Genomic DNA, 17,132 nt, shown 5'->3' on the forward strand with positions numbered 1-17,132 from the left:
CACCTGAAGCATCGCCCCTCGCTCCATTGCATGCCCGCAAACTCCCGTAGCCCTTGCACCTTCAAACCAGGCTTCATACTGGCCTTGCTGCTGTGGGCGGCATTGGCTGCGGGCGGGCTGCAGGCGCTACATTTTTTGCATTGGGCACCCAGTACCCTGATGCCTGCCGCGGCGCTGGCATCCAAGCCCAGCCCGCGCGGCCAGGGCGAAGCGGTCCCCACGCAAGCACCCGAGACGGTCTCCGGCCCCGGCTGGGAAACCCTGAGCACTGCACAAAAGCTGGCCTTGTACCCTCTGGCCGAACGCTGGGCCTCGCTGAGCGCGGCACAAAAAAGATATTGGCTGACCTTGGCGGAAACGTTTCACGCCTTGCCCCAAAGCGAACAAGACCGCCTGCACGCCCGCATGGCCGACTGGGCTAGCCTGAGCGCCCAGCAGCGCAACCAGGCGCGTCTGAATTACGCCGGCACCAGCCGCCTTGCGCCCAAAGACAAGTTGGAGCGCTGGAAGGCTTACCAGGCCCTCGGCGAGGAAGAAAAGCGCCGGCTTGCAGCGCGCGCCGCCGCCAAGCCGCAGGGCGCTGCCACCAGCCTGCGCCCTGCGCCCTCACGCAAACTGGTACAGGTGCCGGCCGCCATGCAGGCCAGCCCGAATCGCCCCAACCCACCCAAGATTTCTCCACCCAAGGGCTTGCTGCCCCGCCTGGATACCCCTGTGTCCGCCCCCGCCGCAGACGCTTTGGGCGGAGCCACACCAGCGCCCGTCGAAACCGCACCCGTCGATGTACCCGTGGCAGTGCCTACGCCGCTGCCGCCGCTGCCGCCTACGCAAACCCCGCCGGAGGGCGGCGCAGCGGCCAACCCTGGCGCAGCAGCGACTGGGCGCTGAGCACTCCTTTTCCCACTCGCCTCACCTTCGCTTTGACCGATCAAACCCAACCCTCCTCTGTCGCACCCCATACCCAGGCCGACGCGGCCAGCGCGACGCTCCTAGGAGCCTGTCGGGCTTTGGGCGTCGAAAGCGAGAATGCGCCCCGGCGAGACCAGTTTTTGCCGGATTCGCAGCCCCATAGTGGTGTTATGGGGCAAGAAGACGGTAAAAAATGGGCCGCTGCGGCGCATTCGCAGCCGACGATTCCAAAGTCCGACAGGCTCCTAGCCCCGGCGCTGGGCCGGCGCATGGCCTGCTGGCTCTACGAAGGCATCTTGCTGTTTGCCGTGGCGTTTTTTGCTGGCTATCTGTTCAGCACCCTGAGCCAGACGCGCAATGCGCTCGACAACCGGCACGCGCTGCAGGCCTTTTTGTTCGTGGTGTTCGGCCTTTACTTCACCTGGTTCTGGTCCAAGGGGCAGACCCTGGCGATGAAAACCTGGCACATCCGCGTGGTGGACCGCGCTGGCAAGCCCTTGACGCAAGGGCGCGCACTGCTGCGCTATGTGCTGAGCTGGCTGTGGTTCCTGCCCCCGCTCGCGGCCATCGCGCCGTTTCACTTATCGGGCGGCGAAACTGCCGTGCTCATGCTGGGCTGGGTCGCCGTGTGGGCGCTGCTGAGCCGCTTTCATCCGCAGCAGCAGTTCTGGCACGACGCCCTCGCGGGTACGCGCCTCGTGCACTGGCAGCCGCCGTTGCAAAAATAAGCCTTTGCCGCGCGCCGGCCTGCGCTCTGTCACACGGTGGCGCCACAATATGCGCATGTCCATGCCCTCCGACGCTCATCCCGCCACGCCCGACCCCACGGTGAACCCGCAAAAAGCGCGCACCGGGCTGAGCCGCATCTGGCATGCCGCGGGTTATTCGATCGCCGGTTTGCGCGCCGGCTGGACCGAGCCCGCCTTCCGCCAGGAGGCCAGCGCCGCGCTCGTGCTGCTGCCGCTGTCGTTCTGGCTGGGCGCGAGCTGGGTCGAGGTGGCCTTGCTGGCCGGCTCGGTCATCGCGGTGCTGGTCATCGAACTGCTCAACACCGGCATCGAAACCGCCATCGACCGCATCGGCCCCGAGTGGAACCATCTGTCCAAACGTGCCAAGGACATGGGCAGCGCCGCAGTGCTGCTCGCGTTGCTGCTGTGCGCGGGCATCTGGGCTGCAGCGCTTTGGCAGAGGTTTGGCCATGGCTGAACCGGCTTTTTCCCTCTGCGTGTATTGCGGCTCGCGCGCCGGAGAGCGCCCGGAGTTTGCCCAGGCTGCCACGGCAGTGGGCCAGTGGATAGGCGCGCACGGCGGGCAGCTCGTGTATGGCGGCGGGCGCAACGGCTTGATGGGCCTGGTGGCCGAGGCCACGCGGCAGGCGGGTGGGCGCGTGCTCGGCGTGATACCGCAGGCGCTGGTGGATAAGGAGCAAGCCAACCACGCCTGCGACGAGTTGCACATCGTGCAGACCATGCACCAGCGCAAGGCGCTGATGGCGGAGCGCTGCGACGCTTTTCTGGCGCTGCCCGGCGGCATAGGCACCTTCGAGGAACTGTTCGAGGTCTGGACCTGGCGCCAGCTCGGCTACCACGACAAACCCGTGGGTCTGCTCAACGTGGCCGGGTACTACGACAGATTGCTCGCGTTTTTGAAGCACAGCATGGCCGAGGGCTTCATGGGCGCGTGGCAGCTCGGGCTGCTGCAGGCGGGCACCGACGTGGACACCCTACTGCCTGCGCTGGTGCAGGCGGCGGGGTTCGGCCAGGAGATCGTGGCGCTGCGCTCCGTGATCTGAGGGCGATCGAAGCCCCGATCACGCCCTGCTCACACCGCCGATTCGTCGAGCTCGCCCGTGCGGATGCGCACCACGCGCTCGACCTCGGTGATGAAAATCTTGCCGTCGCCGATCTTGCCCGTGCGCGCCGCGCCCACGATGGCCTCGACGCAGCGGTCGACATCGGCGGTCTTCACGGCCACTTCGATCTTCACCTTGGGCAAAAAATCCACCACGTATTCGGCACCGCGGTAGAGCTCGGTGTGGCCCTTTTGCCGGCCAAAACCCTTGACCTCGGTCACCGTGAGGCCGGTGACGCCGCATTCAGCCAGCGCCTCGCGGACTTCTTCGAGCTTGAAGGGTTTGATGATGGCGGTGATCATTTTCATGGTGGACTCCCTGGGGTTTTGCTGAGGTGTTTGCCAGTCTACGGGTGGGCGGATTGCGATGCCTTGGGGGCGCCTCAGGCACGAAAGCGGTTCGTGATTGGATAGCGCCAGTCCTTGCCGAAGGCGCGGCGCGTGACGCGGATGCCCACGGGGGCCTGGAGGCGCTTGTATTCGTTGAGCTTGAGCAGCCGCGTGACCAGCTCGACGTCGGCGCGCGCAAAGCCCGCGGCGATGATGCTCTCGATGGATTCGTCGTTTTCCATGTAACGCTCGACGATCGCGTCGAGCACCTCGTAGGGCGGCAGGCTGTCCTGGTCTTTCTGGTCGGGGCGCAACTCGGCGCTCGGCGGGCGCGTGATGATGCGCTCGGGGATGGGGCTGGCGCCGCTGCCGTAGGGGTCGTTGGCGTTGCGCCAGCGCGCCAGCGCGAAGACGCGCGTCTTGGCCACGTCCTTGATGACGGCAAAGCCACCCGCCATGTCGCCGTACAAGGTACAGTAGCCCGTGGCCAGTTCGCTCTTGTTGCCCGTGGTGAGCACGAGGGTGCCGAATTTGTTCGACAGCGCCATGAGCAGCGTGCCGCGGATGCGCGCCTGCAGGTTTTCTTCGGTCGTGTCCTCGTGCAGGCCCGCGAACAGGGGCGCGAGCGCGGCCTTGAAGGCTTCGAACTGCGCGACGATGGGGATTTCGTCGTAGCGCACGCCCAGGCGCGCGGCCATGTCGCGTGCGTCCAGCCAGCTGATGTCGGCCGTGTAGGGCGAGGGCATCATCACGGCGCGCACTTTGTCCGCGCCCAGCGCATCGACGGCGATCGCGAGCACCAGCGCCGAGTCGATGCCGCCCGAAAGGCCCAGCACCGCGCCCGGAAAGCCGTTTTTGCCCACGTAGTCGCGCACACCGAGCACCAGCGCGTCCCACAGATCGGCCTCTGGGCTTGCGAGCGGCGCCACGGTGGCATCTATTTTGATAGCTGCTTGCGCTTGCTGTACCTGCATGAACAGCAGATTTTCCTTAAAACCTGGGGCGCGCGCGGCCACGCTGCCGTCGGCCTGCAAGGCAAACGAACGGCCTTCGAACACCACCTCGTCCTGCCCGCCGACGAGGTGCGCATAGACCAGCGGCAGACCCGTTTCGGCCACGCGCTGACGCATGATCTGCTCGCGCTCGGCGCTCTTGCCCAGGTGAAAGGGCGAGGCGTTGAGCACCGCGAGCAGCTGCGCGCCGGCTGCAGCGGCCTCGCGCGCGGGGGTGGCGTACCAGGCGTCCTCGCAGATCAACAGACCCACGCGCAGGCCGCCGACTTCGACCACGCAGGGCGCGCTGCCCGGCACGAAATAGCGCCGTTCGTCGAACACCTGGTAGTTCGGCAGCTCGCGCTTGATGTAAGTTTGCTCGATGCGGCCGTGGCGCAGCACGCTCGCGACGTTGTGACAGGTGCTGAAGGCCGGCGCGTCGGGGCGGCATTTTTGCGGGTGGCCGAGCACGATGGCCAGGCCCTGCAACCCTGCGGTCTCCCGGGCCACCGTTTTCACGGCATCATCGCAGGCATCGAGAAAAGCCGGGCGCAGGAACAGGTCTTCGGCCGCATAGCCGCAGATCGCGAGCTCGGGCGTGAGCAACAGCTGCGCGCCGGCGGCGTGGGCCGTGCGCGCCGCGGCAATGATTTTTTGCGCATTGCCGGGCATGTCGCCCACCACGAAATTGAGTTGCGCTATGCAAAGAGAGGGCATCATGGAACCGAAAATGACCAGGCCAACGAAGAGGTGTGGGACAAAAACCCGCCCATGGGTGCTCCCAAAACTACAGCAACAGGACGGGCATGGCTGAAGCGCGCATTATCGCCCGCGTGCTGGATTCGCCGCTCGAGGTCGATGCCGCGGCGTGGAATGCGCTGCTCGCGCGCCAGAGCCGGCCCACGCCGTTCATGCGCCATGAATACCTGGCCGCGCTGCACGCGAGCGGCAGCGCCACGCCCGCCACCGGCTGGACGCCGCGCTTCATGGGCCTGTGGGCCGGCGCCGAGTTGCTCGCCGCGTGCCCGCTGTACCTCAAAAGCCATTCCTATGGCGAATACGTGTTCGACTGGGCCTGGGCCAATGCCTACGCGCAGCATGGCCTGGCCTACTACCCCAAGGCCGTCGTCGCCGTGCCCTTCACGCCCGTGCCCGGCACGCGCCTGCTCGCGCGCGACCAGGCCCTGCGCGTGCAGCTGCTAGGCGCCGTGCGCGACTGGTGCGAGAGCGAAGGGCTGTCATCATTGCACCTGCTGTTCGCCGCCGGCGAAGACCTGCACGCGGCGCAGGAGCTGGGCCTGCTGCAGCGCCAGACGGTGCAGTTCCATTGGCGCAACCAGAGCCCCGCGGGCACGCCCTACCGCCATTTCGACGACTTTTTGCAGCACCTGAGCCAGGACAAGCGCAAGAAAATCCGCCAGGAACGCCGCCGCGTGGCCGAAGCGGGCGTGCGCTTTCGCTGGCTGCGCGGGCGCGACATCGGCACTGCGGACTGGGATTTTTTCTACCGTTGCTACGAGCGCACCTACCTCGAACACGGCAACCTGCCCTACCTCACGCGCGCATTCTTCCAGCTACAGGCCGAACAAATGCCCGAAGCCTGGCTGCTCTTTGTTGCCGAGCGCGCGGGCCGACCGATTGCATCGAGTTTGATAGCTATCAGCGCTTTCCCCACCTTGTCTAACGGCAAAAAAGACCAAGAATTTGCGGCCTACGGGCGCTATTGGGGCGCGCTCGAGCGCGTCGATTGCCTGCACTTCGAGGCGTGCTATTACCAGCCGCTCGAATGGTGCATGGCACACGGCGTGCAGCGCTTCGAGGGCGGCGCGCAGGGTGAGCACAAAATGGCGCGTGCGCTCTTGCCCGTGCCCACCCACAACGCGCACTGGCTCGCGCACCCGGCCTTTGCGAACGCTGTAGAGCGCTTTTTGCTGCGCGAAGGGGCCGCGGTGCAGGGCTACCTCGACGAGCTGCAGGCGCGCACGCCGTTCAAACACAGCGGCTGAACGGCCACCCATTTTTCGCTCGGGCGCCGCTCGCGGCAGCGCCACGCCGCAGGCTCAGAACGACTCCCACTCACCCTCTGCGGCCGTCTCAGCCGCCCGAGGTGCCGGCGCGGCGGGCGCACCTGTCGTCTTGGCTGCCGCCTTGCCCGCTCCCGGGGCGACCTGGGCTGGCGCACCAAGGCGCGCCGTGTCCTTGCCTGCGCCCGCACGCCCGCCCCCCGCCAGCGGACGCTTGGCCGGCGGTGCGGGCATCGGTGGGCGCGACACCGGCGGCGCAGGCATGGCGGCACGCTGCAGCGCTGCGGGCGCCACCGCCTGCAGCGCGCCTGCCTCGAGCTTGAACACCGCCACGGCGTTCACGAGTTCGCCCGCCTGGGCATTGAGGCTGCTTGCCGCAGCGGCCATCTCTTCCACCAGCGCAGCGTTCTGCTGCGTGGCCTGGTCCATTTGCGTGATGGCCTCGCCCACTTGCGCCACACCTGCGCTTTGCTCGCTGCTGGCCGCGCTGATCTCGCCCACGATGTCGCTCACGCGGCGGATCGCCGTGACGACTTCAGTCATGGTCGCGCCCGCCTTGTCGGCAAGCTCGCTGCCTTGCTCCACGCGTTCCACGCTCGCGGTAATCAGGCCTTTGATTTCCTTGGCCGCCTCGGCCGAGCGCCCGGCCAGGCTGCGCACTTCGCTCGCCACCACGGCAAAGCCGCGCCCTTGCTCGCCCGCACGTGCGGCTTCGACGGCGGCGTTGAGCGCGAGGATGTTGGTCTGGAAGGCGATGCCGTCGATCACACCGATGATGTCGGCGATCTTGCGCGAGGCTTCGTGGATGCCTTTCATGGTCTGCACGACCTCGCCCACCACTTCCCCGCCTTGCGTCGCCACGCTCGAGGCGCTTTGCGCAAGCTGGTTGGCTTGCCGTGCGTTGTCCGCGTTCTGGCGCACCGTGGCGCCCACCTCCTCCATCGAGGCGGCAGTCTCTTCGAGCGCACTCGCCTGGCTTTCGGTGCGCGCGGACAGGTCGCTGTTGCCCGAGGCAATCTGTGCGCTCGCCGCGGCGACGTTTTCGGCATTTTGGCGCACATGGGCCACGACCTTGCGCAGGGACTCCTGCATGCCCGCCAGCGTGCGCAAAAGCTCGCTCACCTCGTCCTTGCCCTCGATGCGGATGGCGTAGGCGAGATCGCCTTGCGCCACGGCATTGGCCGCGTTCATGGCCTGCGCGAGCGCGCGCGTGACGCCGCGCACCAGGGTCAAGCCGACCACGATCGCCAGGCCCAGGCCCACGGCGATCAAGACCACCGAGGCCACGCGCATCACCTCATAGCGCGCCACCGCCGCTTCGTATTCACGCTTGGCCTCTTTGAGCTGCAGCTCCGCCAAAGCCTTGACGTCCGCCGCCATGGGCGCATACAAGGGCGCGACCTTGGTCAACAACAACTGGCTGGATGCCGTCAAATCGTTGGCCCGCAGCGCAGAAACCGTGGGCTTGAGTGCCCCCTCCACGAGCGCCGTCTTGCTTTCGCCCAGCTTCTTGGCCAATTGAGCCTCTTCGGGGGTGAGGTAAGTCGCCAGATACGCCTTCCAAATTTTTTCGGCTGCGGCAAGATAGGTGTCGACCTGCTCCGTGTTTTTGCGGATGACTGCAGGCGACAGATCCGACTGCGCATCCACCAAGGCCAGACGGCTGCTGAGCAGCAACCGCTCCATGTCCGTCAGTTGCCCCAAGGCCACCGTCCGGTTTTCATAGACCGTCTTGAGCGCCGCATTGGACTGGCTGGTGCCAAACAAGCCCATGGCGCCCACGACGAGCACCACGATGGAAAGCACTGCCACCAGCAAGCTCAGGCGGGTCGAAATCTTGAAATGGTTCATGGCATTGAAAATGAGAGCACAAAACAAACGTCTGCCGGGAATCCTCGGCAGACGTGGCTATTGAATGGCAGATTGTGTCCAAATGTCAATGCAAGATCGTGCATTCCCGCCAAAACCAGGGTTTACCCTGTGGCACATACCCCTTCTTGGCTTCCTTTTTGGCTTCACTGCACCTTTTGCGCCTTGGCAAAGTTCGCGATGCCGTCGAGGATTTCCTGCTTGGCCTCGGCCACGCCCTTCCAGCCGATGACCTTGACCCATTTGCCTTCTTCGAGGTCTTTGTAGTGCTCGAAGAAGTGGGCGATCGACTTCAGGATCATGGGGTGCACGTTGTCCACCGATTGCCAGTGCGTGTAAACGGGCAGCACCTTGTTGGTGGGCACGGCCAGCACCTTGCCGTCTATGCCGGCTTCGTCCTCCATCAGCAAAATGCCAAGCGGGCGGCAGGGCACGACCACGCCGGGGATCAGTGGGTGCGGCGTAATCACCAGCACATCGACCGGGTCCCCGTCGCCCGACAGGGTCTGCGGCACGTAGCCGTAGTTGGTCGGGTAGTGCATGGACGTGGTCATGAAACGGTCCACGAAGATGGCGCCCGATTCTTTGTCCACCTCGTACTTGATCGGGTCGGCGTTCATCGGGATTTCGATGACCACGTTGAAGGCTTCTGGGGCGTTCTTGCCAGGAGAGACGTTGTTCAGGGACATTGATAAATAACAAAAAGTTAGGAAATTTTCGTCCACAAGACACGATTTGGCCTGGGACTAACCCTGATTTTAGGGGCGCAAGTGCGCTTTTCCTGGTCGGAGACAAGGCCTTTTGCGGTAAATTGCCGGCGTTGGCCAATCGCGTCTCCCAAGTTCGGGAGCACGAGGAAGCAACGCAGCGGGAGCACATCCGATGCGTTGTGTCTCCTTCCGTGCAACTGACTTATCTAGGAGAACCGAATGGCTGAAAACTCAGCACTGACTTCCCCTCTCATCCTGGCTTTGGTTTGCGGACTGGTTGCGGTGGCCTATGGCATCTGGGCCCGCGGCTGGATTCTGGCCAAGAACGCGGGCAACGCGCGCATGCAGGAGATCGCCGCCGCCATCCAGGCCGGCGCCGCGGCGTATCTGGCGCGCCAATACAAGACCATCGCGCTCGTCGGTGTGGTGCTGGCGATCCTCATCGGCATTTTTCTCGACGTGACCACGGCCATAGGCTTCGTGCTCGGGGCCGTGCTTTCGGGTGCTTGCGGCTTTATCGGCATGAATGTCTCGGTGCGTGCAAACGTGCGCACCGCGCAGGCGGCCACGCAAGGCATAGGCCCGGCGCTCGACGTGGCGTTTCGCGGCGGCGCCATCACGGGCATGCTGGTGGTGGGCCTGGGCCTGCTCGGCGTGAGCGGCTTTGCCTGGTTTCTGACCGCGAACGGGCATGCGGGCGCCTCGGCGTCGCTGAGCAGCCTGCTCAACCCGCTGATCGGCCTGGCGTTCGGCTCCTCGCTGATCTCGATCTTCGCGCGGCTGGGCGGCGGCATCTTCACCAAGGGCGCAGACGTGGGCGCCGACCTCGTGGGCAAGGTGGAAGCCGGCATCCCCGAGGATGACCCGCGCAACCCCGCCGTGATTGCCGACAACGTGGGTGACAACGTGGGCGACTGCGCCGGCATGGCCGCCGATCTGTTCGAAACCTACGCCGTGACGCTGATCGCCACCATGGTGCTCGGCGTGCTGCTCGTGGCGGCAGCGCCCGGCCAGGCCATGGTGTATCCGCTCGCGCTCGGTGCGGTGTCCATCATTGCGTCCATCATCGGCTGCTTCTTCGTCAAGGCTTCGCCCGGCATGAAGAACGTCATGCCCGCGCTCTACAAGGGGCTGGCCATTGCGGGCGTGCTCTCGCTGATCGCGTTTTATTTCGTGACTACTTGGATCGTCCCCGACAACGCGCTTGGCGGCACGGGGGCGCAGATGCGGCTCTTTGGCGCCTGCGTGGTGGGCCTGGTGCTGACGGCGCTGCTCGTGTGGATCACTGAGTTCTACACCGGCACGCAGTATTCGCCCGTGCAGCACATCGCCCAGGCCTCGACCACCGGCCACGGCACCAACATCATCGCCGGGCTCGGTGTGTCCATGCGCTCCACGGCCTGGCCGGTGCTCTTCGTGTGCATAGCGATCATCGTCGCCCACCAGCTCGGCGGCCTGTACGGCATCGCCATTGCGGCCACGTCCATGCTGAGCATGGCGGGCATCGTGGTGGCGCTCGACGCCTACGGCCCGATCACCGACAACGCCGGCGGCATCGCCGAAATGGCCGAACTGCCCAGCAGCGTGCGCGACATCACCGACCCGCTGGACGCCGTGGGCAACACCACCAAGGCCGTGACCAAGGGCTACGCGATCGGCTCGGCCGGCCTGGCCGCGCTGGTGCTGTTTGCCGACTACACGCACAAGCTCGAAGCCCTGGGGCAGAGCGTGCGCTTCGACCTCTCCGAGCCCTTGGTTATCGTGGGGCTGTTCATTGGCGGCTTGATCCCTTACCTTTTCGGCGCCATGGCCATGGAGGCCGTGGGCCGCGCCGCGGGGGCTGTGGTGGTCGAGGTGCGCCGCCAGTTCAGCACCATTGCCGGCATCATGGAAGGCAAGGCCAAGCCCGAATACGGCAAGGCCGTGGACATGCTCACGGCCGCCGCCATCAAGGAAATGGTGATCCCCAGCCTGCTGCCCGTGATCACGCCGATCGCCGTGGGCCTGCTGCTCGGGCCCAAGGCGCTGGGCGGCCTCTTGATGGGCACCATCGTCACGGGCCTGTTCGTCGCGATCAGCATGTGCACGGGCGGCGGCGCGTGGGACAACGCCAAGAAATACATCGAAGACGGCCACCACGGCGGCAAGGGCAGCGAGGCGCACAAAGCTGCCGTCACGGGCGACACCGTGGGCGACCCGTATAAAGACACCGCCGGCCCCGCGATCAACCCCTTGATCAAGATCATCAACATCGTGGCGCTGCTGATCGTGCCGCTGGTGGTCAAATTCCACGCAGGCTGAGGCTGAAAACCTCGCGCCCATCTCCTTCCGCGGGCGTGGCGCAAGCGCACAAAGAGCCTGTCCCGGTCAAAGTGTTCGACTGGGGCAGGCTTTCACGCTGCTGGACTTTGCGGCGCGAGGGTCTGCAGCAACTGTGCGGCCACTGCAACCGCGATCACCGCCGGCTCTTTGCCGCGGATGCCAGGAATGCCTATGGGGCAGGTGATGTGCGCCAGTTCGTGCTCGGCAAAGCCGCGCGCGCGCAAGCGGCTTGCAAACGTGGCCCACTTGGTGCGGCTGCCGATCAAGCCGATGAAAGGCAGGTCGCCCTGCGCGCGCTGGCGGCGCAGGCAGGCGTGCACGAGCGCAAAGTCTTCGGCGTGGCTGAAGCTCATGATGAGCACGCGCGTGCCCGGAGCGAGGCTGGCAACGGCGCCGTGCACCGGATCGGAATGCTCGCAGCGCAAAGCCTCGCCCGGCAACATCTGCGCATCGCACGACCGAGCCGGGAAGGCATCCTCGCGGCTGTCGAACCAGCGCACGGCAAAAGGCAGCGGCGCGAGCACCTGTACGAGCGCGCGCCCCACGTGCCCGGCGCCGAACAGCGCGAGCGGGTGGCGGCGCGGTGCAAGGCGCAGCTTCAGTGCGGGGATGTCGGCGGCGCCCACGAGGGCAAACCCCAGTTCGACCGCACCGCCGCAGCATTGCCCGAGTGCGGGGCCAAGCGCGTAATGCAGCGACAGCGGCACGTCGCTGGCGCTGCCAGCACCACTGGGCGCAGCAGGCGCAGCGCGTGCGGCCAAGATGCGCCGCGCCTGCGCGATGGCCTGGTGCTCCAGATGCCCGCCGCCTATGCTGCCGAAGACCTGATCGGCAAACACCATCATCCACGCGCCGGCTTCCCTTGGCGCCGAACCTTGTATAGACTCCACGCGCACCATGCAGGCCGCATGCCCTGCAGTCAAGGCGCTCCATACATCCTCCAGGCTACGCAATTCAGCCACTTCCATCCTCAGCGTGCCCATGTCCTCGTCTTTTCCCCCGCCGCAAACGGTCGCCGAACCCCGTCGCTGGCGGCTCGCCAGTCTGCTGACCGCAATCACCGCCCTGGTGACGGCCTGCAAGTCGCCCCCTCAGACGCCCACAGCCTCGCCTTCTGCGCAAGACAGCGTCCTTCCAGGCACCGAAACCGTGCACGCCTCGTCCGCGAGCACGGCGCGCGCCTACCGCCAGGATGCCGCGCGGCACCTCTATGAACGCAACACGGGACGCATCTACCAGGGCAAGCTGCCGCCCATGCTGTATGCGATCGGCGTGCTCGACGTGGAAATCGACCGCGCGGGCCGCGTCACCGCGCTGCATTGGAAGCGTGCGCCCAACCACGCGCCCGAGGTCGTGGCCGAGATTGAACGCATCGCGCGCGCCGCCGCGCCCTACCCTGCGCCGCAGCGCATGGGCCGCGTCACCTACACCGACGTCTGGCTGTGGGACAAAAGCGGGCACTTTCAGCTCGACACGCTGACCGAAGGGCAGATGTAAGCCCCCAAAAAGTAAGCCGCAAGCCACCCGTACCCCTCACGAGCCGCGGTAGGTGGCATAGCTCCAGGGGCTCACGAGCAGCGGCACGTGGTAATGCTGGTCAGCATGCGCCACGCCAAAATCCAGATTCACCTGGCCCAGAAAATTCGGCTGTGGCAGCGCCACACCGCGCGCCGCAAAGTAGCCCGCGACGTTGAAGCGCAGCCGGTAGGTGCCGCAGCGCAGGCTCACCTCGTCGAGCAGGGGCGCGTCGCTGCGCCCGTCCTGGTTCAGCACCACGCGCTTGAGCAAGCTCGCGGCTTTGCCGTGCATTTCATACAGCGCGACCTCCATGCCGGCGGCGGGGCAGCCGTGCATGGTATCCAACACATGGGTACTCAGGCCCATCTCGAAACCTCCTGAAAATACGTCCAAGCCTTGGCAGGCACGAAAACTGCACATGCAATCTTCATGCACATGCCGAAATTTTGGGGATGCCATCCATGCTCTACGACACCACGCTAGCCTACCCGCGCGACCTGGTCGGCTACGGCCCCAGGCCGCCGCATGCGCAATGGCCCGGCGGCGCGCGCATCGCCGTGCAGTTCGTGCTCAACTACGAAGAAGGCGGCGAAAACTGCGTGCTGCACGGCAACGCGGGCTCGGAGCAATTCCTCTCGGAAATGTTCAACCCCGAGAGCTACCCCGCGCGCCACATGAGCATGGAGAGCATCTACGAGTACGGTGCGCGCGTGGGCGTGTGGCGCATTTTGCGCGCGTTCGCCGAGCGCGACCTGCCGCTCACGGTGTTCGCCGTCGCGAGCGCGCTCGCGCGCCACCCTGCGCTTGCGCAGGCGCTGGTGCAGCAGGGGCACGAAGTCGCCTGCCACGGCCTGCAGTGGATCCACTACCAAAACGTGCCCGAAGACGTGGAGCGCGCCCACATGCAGCAGGCCATGGAGATACTCACCCAGCTCACGGGCACACGCCCGCTGGGCTGGTACACGGGGCGCGACAGCCCGAACACGCGCCGGCTCGTCGCCGACTACGGCGGCTTTGCCTACGACAGCGACTACTACGGTGACGACCTGCCCTTTTGGATGCAAGTGCAGCGCAGCGACGGCACGGTGGTGCCGCAGCTGATCGTGCCCTACACGCTGGACTGCAACGATATGCGCTTTGCGCTGCCGCAGGGCTTTGCGTACGCCGAGCCCTTTTTCCAATACATGAAAGACACTTTCGACGCGCTCTACGCCGAGGGCGACCCTGCGGGCGCGAATGCACCCAAGATGATGAGCGTGGGCATGCACTGCCGCCTGCTCGGCCGCCCGGGGCGCATCACGGCGCTGCAGCGTTTTTTGGACTACCTGCTGCAGCATGACAAGGTCTGGGTGTGCCGGCGCATAGACATCGCGCGCCACTGGGCGGCCACGCACCCGTGCCAGAGCGATGGTTCGGGAACAAGTCGGGAATGAATCGCGAATGGATGGGAAATGACGCCATGCCCTACACGCTAGACCAGCTCAACACCGCCCCCGAGCCCGAAGCGCTGCAGATGCTGGCCGGCATCTACGAGCATTCGCCCTGGATCGCGGCTGCGGCGCTGCGCCAGCGCCCGTTCGCGTCGCTCGCGCAGCTCAAGCACGCCATGGCCGAAGTGGTCACGCGCGCCGACACCGCCGCGCAGCTCGCGCTGATCCGCGCGCACCCCGAACTCGCGGGCAAGGCCGCCATCGCGCAAAAGCTCACGGCAGAATCGGCGCAGGAGCAAAACCAGGCCGGCCTCACGGCCTGCACGCCGCAGGAGTTTGCGCGCCTGCACGAACTCAATGCCGCCTACCACGCACGCTTTGGCTTCCCGTTCATCCTCGCGGTGCGCGGGCCGCGCGGGACGGGGCTCCACCGCACGCAAATCATCGACACCCTGGCGCGCCGCCTGCACCAGCACCCCGAGGCCGAACGCGCCGAAGCGCTGCGCAACATCCACCGCATTGCCGAGCTGCGCCTGAACGACAAATTCGGCTTCACGCCGGCGCTGGGCAACATGGTCTGGGACTGGCACGAGCAGCTCGCGCGCCACAGCGAGCCGGAGTTTGCCGCGCAAGGCCAGCTCAGCGTCACGTATCTGAGCGACGCGCACCGCGCCTGCGCGGCCGAACTGCACGCGCTGATGCAGGCGAGCGGCTTCGACGCCGTGCAGCTCGACGCCGTGGGCAACGTCGTGGGGCGCTACCACGGCGCCACGCCAGGCGCGCGCGCGCTGCTCACGGGATCGCACTACGACACTGTGCGCAACGCCGGCAAGTACGACGGGCGGCTGGGCATCTTCGTGCCCATCGCCTGCGTGCGCGAACTCGCGCGTGCCGGGCGGCGCCTGCCCTTTGCGCTTGAAGTGGTGGCGTTTGCCGAGGAAGAAGGCCAGCGCTTTGCCGCCACATTCCTGGGCTCGAGCGCGCTCGTGGGCGACTTCGATGCAGCCTGGCTCGACCAATGCGATACCACCGGCGTCACTTTGCGCGCAGCCATGCAGCGCGCCGGCTTGCGCATCGAAGACATCCCTACCCTGCGGCGCGACCCGGCGCAGTACCTGGGCTTCGTGGAGGTGCACATCGAGCAAGGCCCGGTGCTGTGCGAATCGAACCTGCCGCTGGGCGTGGTCAGCGCCATCAACGGCAGCGTGCGCTATCTTGGTGAATTCATCGGCGAGGCGAGCCACGCCGGCACCACGCCCATGAACCGCCGCCGCGACGCTGCCTGCGCCGCTGCGGAGCTGGCGCTGTACCTGGAGCAGCGCGCCGCGCAAGATGGCGATTCCGTCGCCACCATGGGCCAGCTCGCCGTGCCGCAGGGCTCGGTCAACGTGGTGCCGGGGCGCTGCAGCTTCAGCCTGGACTTGCGCGCGCCCAGCGATGCGCAGCGCGACCGTCTGGCCGCCGACGTGCTGGCGCATATCGAGCACATTGCCACCCGGCGCGGCCTGCAATACGCCCTGCGAGAAACCCTGCGCGCCGCCGCCGCGCCCAGCGCGCCCGCCTGGCAGCGCCGCTGGGAGGCCGCCGTGCAGGCGCTGGGCCTGCCCGTGCAGCGCCTGCCCAGCGGCGCGGGCCACGACGCCATGAAGCTGCACCAGATCCTGCCGCAGGCCATGCTGTTCGTGCGCGGCGAAAACGGCGGCATCAGCCACAACCCGCTCGAATCGACCACCAGCGACGACATGGAACTGGCCGTGCGCGCGCTGCAGCAGCTGCTAGCAAACCTGGCCGCCGAAATCTCCACATAGCTCCTAACAAAATAGCTGCTAGCGCTTAATATACGGGCGTTAGAGGCTAATTTAATGCAAAAAAACATGCCCGCAGAAAATCATTACATCCAGCTCGACGCCTGGATAGACGCGCATTTCGACGAAGAAGTCGCCTTCTTACAGCAACTCGTGCGTGTGCCCACCGACACGCCGCCCGGCGACAACGCGCCGCACGCCGACAAGACGGCCGAGCTGCTCGCCGCCTGGGGCCTGGCCGCCGAAAAATACCCCGTGCCCGCCGCCGAGGTACGCGCGCACGGCATGCAAAGCATCACCAACCTGATCGTGCGCCGGCGCTACGGCGCGGGCGGCAGAACCATCGCGCTCAACGCCCACGGCGACGTGGTGCCGCCCGGCGAGGGCTGGACGCACGACCCATACGGCGGCGAGATCGTCGCTGGCAAGCTCTACGGCCGCGCCGCCGCGGTAAGCAAAAGCGACTTCGCCACCTACGGCTTTGCCGTGCGCGCGCTCGAAGCCGTGGCCCGGCCGCAGCGCGGCGCGGTGGAGCTGCACTTCACCTACGACGAGGAATTCGGCGGCGAACTCGGCCCCGGCTGGCTGCTGCGCCAGGGCCTGACGCAGCCCGATCTGATGATGGCCGCGGGCTTCAGCTACGAGGTGGTGGTGGCGCACAACGGCTGCCTGCAGCTCGAAGTCACGCTGCACGGCAAGATGGCGCACGCGGCAGTGCCCGACACCGGCGTGGACGCGCTGCAAGGCGCCGTGGCGCTCATGAACGCGCTGTACGCCGAGAACGCAAAGTACCAGCAGATCACGTCCCAGGTGCCCGGCATCACGCACCCTTACCTCAACATCGGCCGCATCGAAGGCGGCACGCACACCAACGTGGTGCCCGGCAAAGTCGTGCTCAAGCTCGACCGCCGCATGATCCCTGAAGAAGACCCCGCCGAGGTCGAGGCGCAGCTACGCACGCTCATCGAGCGCACGGTGCAGCGCTACAACGCCGAACGCGGCTACGACAGTGCCGGCGGCGACGCCCTGCGCGTCGGCATCGAACGCCTGCTGCTTGCGCGCGCCATGACGCCGCTTCCCGGCAACGCACCGCTCGTGCAGGCGCTGCAAAAGCACGGCCAAGCCGTGTTCGGCGAGCCCATCCCCGCCAAGGGCACGCCGCTCTACACCGACGTGCGCCTGTATGTGGAGCGCGGCATCCCCGGCGTGATCTACGGCGCCGGCCCGCGCAGCGTGCTCGAATCGCACGCCAAGCGCGCCGACGAGCGGCTGGACCTGCAAGACCTGCGCCGCGCCACCAAGGTGGTGGCGCGCACGCTGAGCGACTTGTTGGCCTGAGTTTCCCGCACGACTTACGCAAATCGGGGTGAGG

Annotated in this window: 16 protein-coding genes; 10 read left to right on the top strand and 6 right to left on the bottom strand. The window is 66.4% G+C overall.

The window, feature by feature from the left end; all coding sequences use genetic code 11:
- Positions 1 to 30 precede the first annotated feature (30 nt).
- From FK527_RS10770 to FK527_RS10785, 4 genes are all read left to right on the top strand, one after another.
- Positions 31 to 888 (top strand): DUF3106 domain-containing protein, encoded by an 858-nt coding sequence (locus tag FK527_RS10770; protein WP_144733413.1) that lies wholly within the window; start codon positions 31 to 33, stop codon positions 886 to 888.
- A gap of 191 nt (positions 889 to 1,079) precedes the next feature.
- The gene (locus tag FK527_RS10775) at positions 1,080 to 1,637 is read left to right on the top strand and encodes an RDD family protein (protein ID WP_144733488.1); all 558 of its coding nucleotides are present in this window, start codon (positions 1,080 to 1,082) and stop codon (positions 1,635 to 1,637) included.
- Between the two features lie 49 nt (positions 1,638 to 1,686).
- Positions 1,687 to 2,115, top strand: a complete 429-nt coding sequence (locus FK527_RS10780; protein WP_144733416.1) for a diacylglycerol kinase — start codon at positions 1,687 to 1,689, stop codon at positions 2,113 to 2,115.
- Positions 2,108 to 2,701, top strand: coding sequence for an LOG family protein (locus FK527_RS10785; protein ID WP_144733419.1), 594 nt, complete (start codon positions 2,108 to 2,110; stop codon positions 2,699 to 2,701). The genes FK527_RS10780 and FK527_RS10785 overlap by 8 nt, the downstream gene beginning before the upstream one ends.
- Positions 2,702 to 2,730: 29 nt before the next feature.
- Here FK527_RS10785 and FK527_RS10790 read toward each other — a convergent pair whose 3' ends face one another.
- The gene (locus FK527_RS10790; RefSeq protein ID WP_144733422.1) at positions 2,731 to 3,069 is read right to left on the bottom strand and encodes a P-II family nitrogen regulator; all 339 of its coding nucleotides are present in this window, start codon (positions 3,067 to 3,069) and stop codon (positions 2,731 to 2,733) included.
- A gap of 74 nt (positions 3,070 to 3,143) precedes the next feature.
- Complete coding sequence (locus FK527_RS10795) at positions 3,144 to 4,802, bottom strand: NAD+ synthase (RefSeq protein ID WP_246072748.1); 1,659 nt, start codon at positions 4,800 to 4,802, stop codon at positions 3,144 to 3,146.
- An 86-nt stretch (positions 4,803 to 4,888) separates the two neighbouring features.
- Between FK527_RS10795 and FK527_RS10800 the strand changes: the two genes are divergently transcribed.
- Positions 4,889 to 6,088, top strand: a complete 1,200-nt coding sequence (locus FK527_RS10800) for a GNAT family N-acetyltransferase (RefSeq protein WP_144733425.1) — start codon at positions 4,889 to 4,891, stop codon at positions 6,086 to 6,088.
- Between the two features lie 54 nt (positions 6,089 to 6,142).
- On the opposite strand, the gene FK527_RS10805 is transcribed toward FK527_RS10800, so the two are convergent.
- On the bottom strand, positions 6,143 to 7,957 hold the full coding sequence (locus tag FK527_RS10805) for a methyl-accepting chemotaxis protein (RefSeq protein ID WP_144733428.1): 1,815 nt from the start codon (positions 7,955 to 7,957) through the stop codon (positions 6,143 to 6,145).
- 164 nt (positions 7,958 to 8,121) lie between these two features.
- Complete coding sequence (ppa, locus tag FK527_RS10810) at positions 8,122 to 8,664, bottom strand: inorganic diphosphatase (RefSeq protein WP_144733431.1); 543 nt, start codon at positions 8,662 to 8,664, stop codon at positions 8,122 to 8,124.
- 240 nt (positions 8,665 to 8,904) lie between these two features.
- On the opposite strand from ppa, the gene FK527_RS10815 reads away from it, so the two are divergent.
- On the top strand, positions 8,905 to 10,986 hold the full coding sequence (locus FK527_RS10815; protein WP_144733434.1) for a sodium-translocating pyrophosphatase: 2,082 nt from the start codon (positions 8,905 to 8,907) through the stop codon (positions 10,984 to 10,986).
- A 92-nt stretch (positions 10,987 to 11,078) separates the two neighbouring features.
- Here the strand turns inward: FK527_RS10815 and xdhC are convergent, their stop codons facing one another.
- Entirely contained in the window at positions 11,079 to 11,990 is a 912-nt protein-coding gene (gene xdhC / locus FK527_RS10820) for a xanthine dehydrogenase accessory protein XdhC (protein ID WP_281287828.1), read from the bottom strand.
- Between xdhC and FK527_RS10825 the strand changes: the two genes are divergently transcribed.
- Positions 11,989 to 12,504: a hypothetical protein gene (locus FK527_RS10825; RefSeq protein ID WP_425460440.1), complete on the top strand. Its 516-nt coding sequence runs from the start codon at positions 11,989 to 11,991 to the stop codon at positions 12,502 to 12,504. The two genes, xdhC and FK527_RS10825, sit on opposite strands and share 2 nt — an antisense overlap.
- A 36-nt stretch (positions 12,505 to 12,540) precedes the next feature.
- Here the strand turns inward: FK527_RS10825 and uraH are convergent, their stop codons facing one another.
- Complete coding sequence (gene uraH / locus FK527_RS10830) at positions 12,541 to 12,891, bottom strand: hydroxyisourate hydrolase (protein WP_144733437.1); 351 nt, start codon at positions 12,889 to 12,891, stop codon at positions 12,541 to 12,543.
- A 95-nt stretch (positions 12,892 to 12,986) separates the two neighbouring features.
- Here uraH and puuE point away from each other — a divergent pair, with 95 nt between their 5' ends.
- From puuE to FK527_RS10845, 3 genes are all read left to right on the top strand, one after another.
- A complete protein-coding gene (gene puuE, locus FK527_RS10835) occupies positions 12,987 to 13,958 on the top strand; it encodes an allantoinase PuuE (RefSeq protein WP_144733440.1) in 972 nt (323 codons plus the stop codon).
- A 26-nt stretch (positions 13,959 to 13,984) separates the two neighbouring features.
- Positions 13,985 to 15,763 carry a 2-oxo-4-hydroxy-4-carboxy-5-ureidoimidazoline decarboxylase gene (uraD, locus tag FK527_RS10840; protein ID WP_144733500.1) on the top strand — a complete coding sequence of 593 codons (1,779 nt, stop codon included), beginning with the start codon at positions 13,985 to 13,987 and terminating at the stop codon, positions 15,761 to 15,763.
- A gap of 66 nt (positions 15,764 to 15,829) precedes the next feature.
- Positions 15,830 to 17,098, top strand: coding sequence for a M20 family metallopeptidase (locus tag FK527_RS10845; RefSeq protein WP_144733443.1), 1,269 nt, complete (start codon positions 15,830 to 15,832; stop codon positions 17,096 to 17,098).
- Positions 17,099 to 17,132 lie beyond the last annotated feature (34 nt).

This window comes from Extensimonas perlucida (assembly GCF_007655255.1).
GTDB classification, from domain to species: domain Bacteria; phylum Pseudomonadota; class Gammaproteobacteria; order Burkholderiales; family Burkholderiaceae_C; genus Extensimonas; species Extensimonas perlucida.

Coding starts and splice junctions, on each gene's coding strand:
- FK527_RS10770 (WP_144733413.1), top strand. CDS start 31: ATGCCCGCAAACTCCCGTAGCCCTTGCACCTTCAAACCAGGCTTCATA.
- FK527_RS10775 (WP_144733488.1), top strand. CDS start 1,080: ATGGGGCAAGAAGACGGTAAAAAATGGGCCGCTGCGGCGCATTCGCAG.
- FK527_RS10780 (WP_144733416.1), top strand. CDS start 1,687: ATGCGCATGTCCATGCCCTCCGACGCTCATCCCGCCACGCCCGACCCC.
- FK527_RS10785 (WP_144733419.1), top strand. CDS start 2,108: ATGGCTGAACCGGCTTTTTCCCTCTGCGTGTATTGCGGCTCGCGCGCC.
- FK527_RS10790 (WP_144733422.1), bottom strand. CDS start 3,069: ATGAAAATGATCACCGCCATCATCAAACCCTTCAAGCTCGAAGAAGTC.
- FK527_RS10795 (WP_246072748.1), bottom strand. CDS start 4,802: ATGATGCCCTCTCTTTGCATAGCGCAACTCAATTTCGTGGTGGGCGAC.
- FK527_RS10800 (WP_144733425.1), top strand. CDS start 4,889: ATGGCTGAAGCGCGCATTATCGCCCGCGTGCTGGATTCGCCGCTCGAG.
- FK527_RS10805 (WP_144733428.1), bottom strand. CDS start 7,957: ATGAACCATTTCAAGATTTCGACCCGCCTGAGCTTGCTGGTGGCAGTG.
- ppa (WP_144733431.1), bottom strand. CDS start 8,664: ATGTCCCTGAACAACGTCTCTCCTGGCAAGAACGCCCCAGAAGCCTTC.
- FK527_RS10815 (WP_144733434.1), top strand. CDS start 8,905: ATGGCTGAAAACTCAGCACTGACTTCCCCTCTCATCCTGGCTTTGGTT.
- FK527_RS10825 (WP_425460440.1), top strand. CDS start 11,989: ATGTCCTCGTCTTTTCCCCCGCCGCAAACGGTCGCCGAACCCCGTCGC.
- xdhC (WP_281287828.1), bottom strand. CDS start 11,990: ATGGGCACGCTGAGGATGGAAGTGGCTGAATTGCGTAGCCTGGAGGAT.
- uraH (WP_144733437.1), bottom strand. CDS start 12,891: ATGGGCCTGAGTACCCATGTGTTGGATACCATGCACGGCTGCCCCGCC.
- puuE (WP_144733440.1), top strand. CDS start 12,987: ATGCTCTACGACACCACGCTAGCCTACCCGCGCGACCTGGTCGGCTAC.
- uraD (WP_144733500.1), top strand. CDS start 13,985: ATGCCCTACACGCTAGACCAGCTCAACACCGCCCCCGAGCCCGAAGCG.
- FK527_RS10845 (WP_144733443.1), top strand. CDS start 15,830: ATGCCCGCAGAAAATCATTACATCCAGCTCGACGCCTGGATAGACGCG.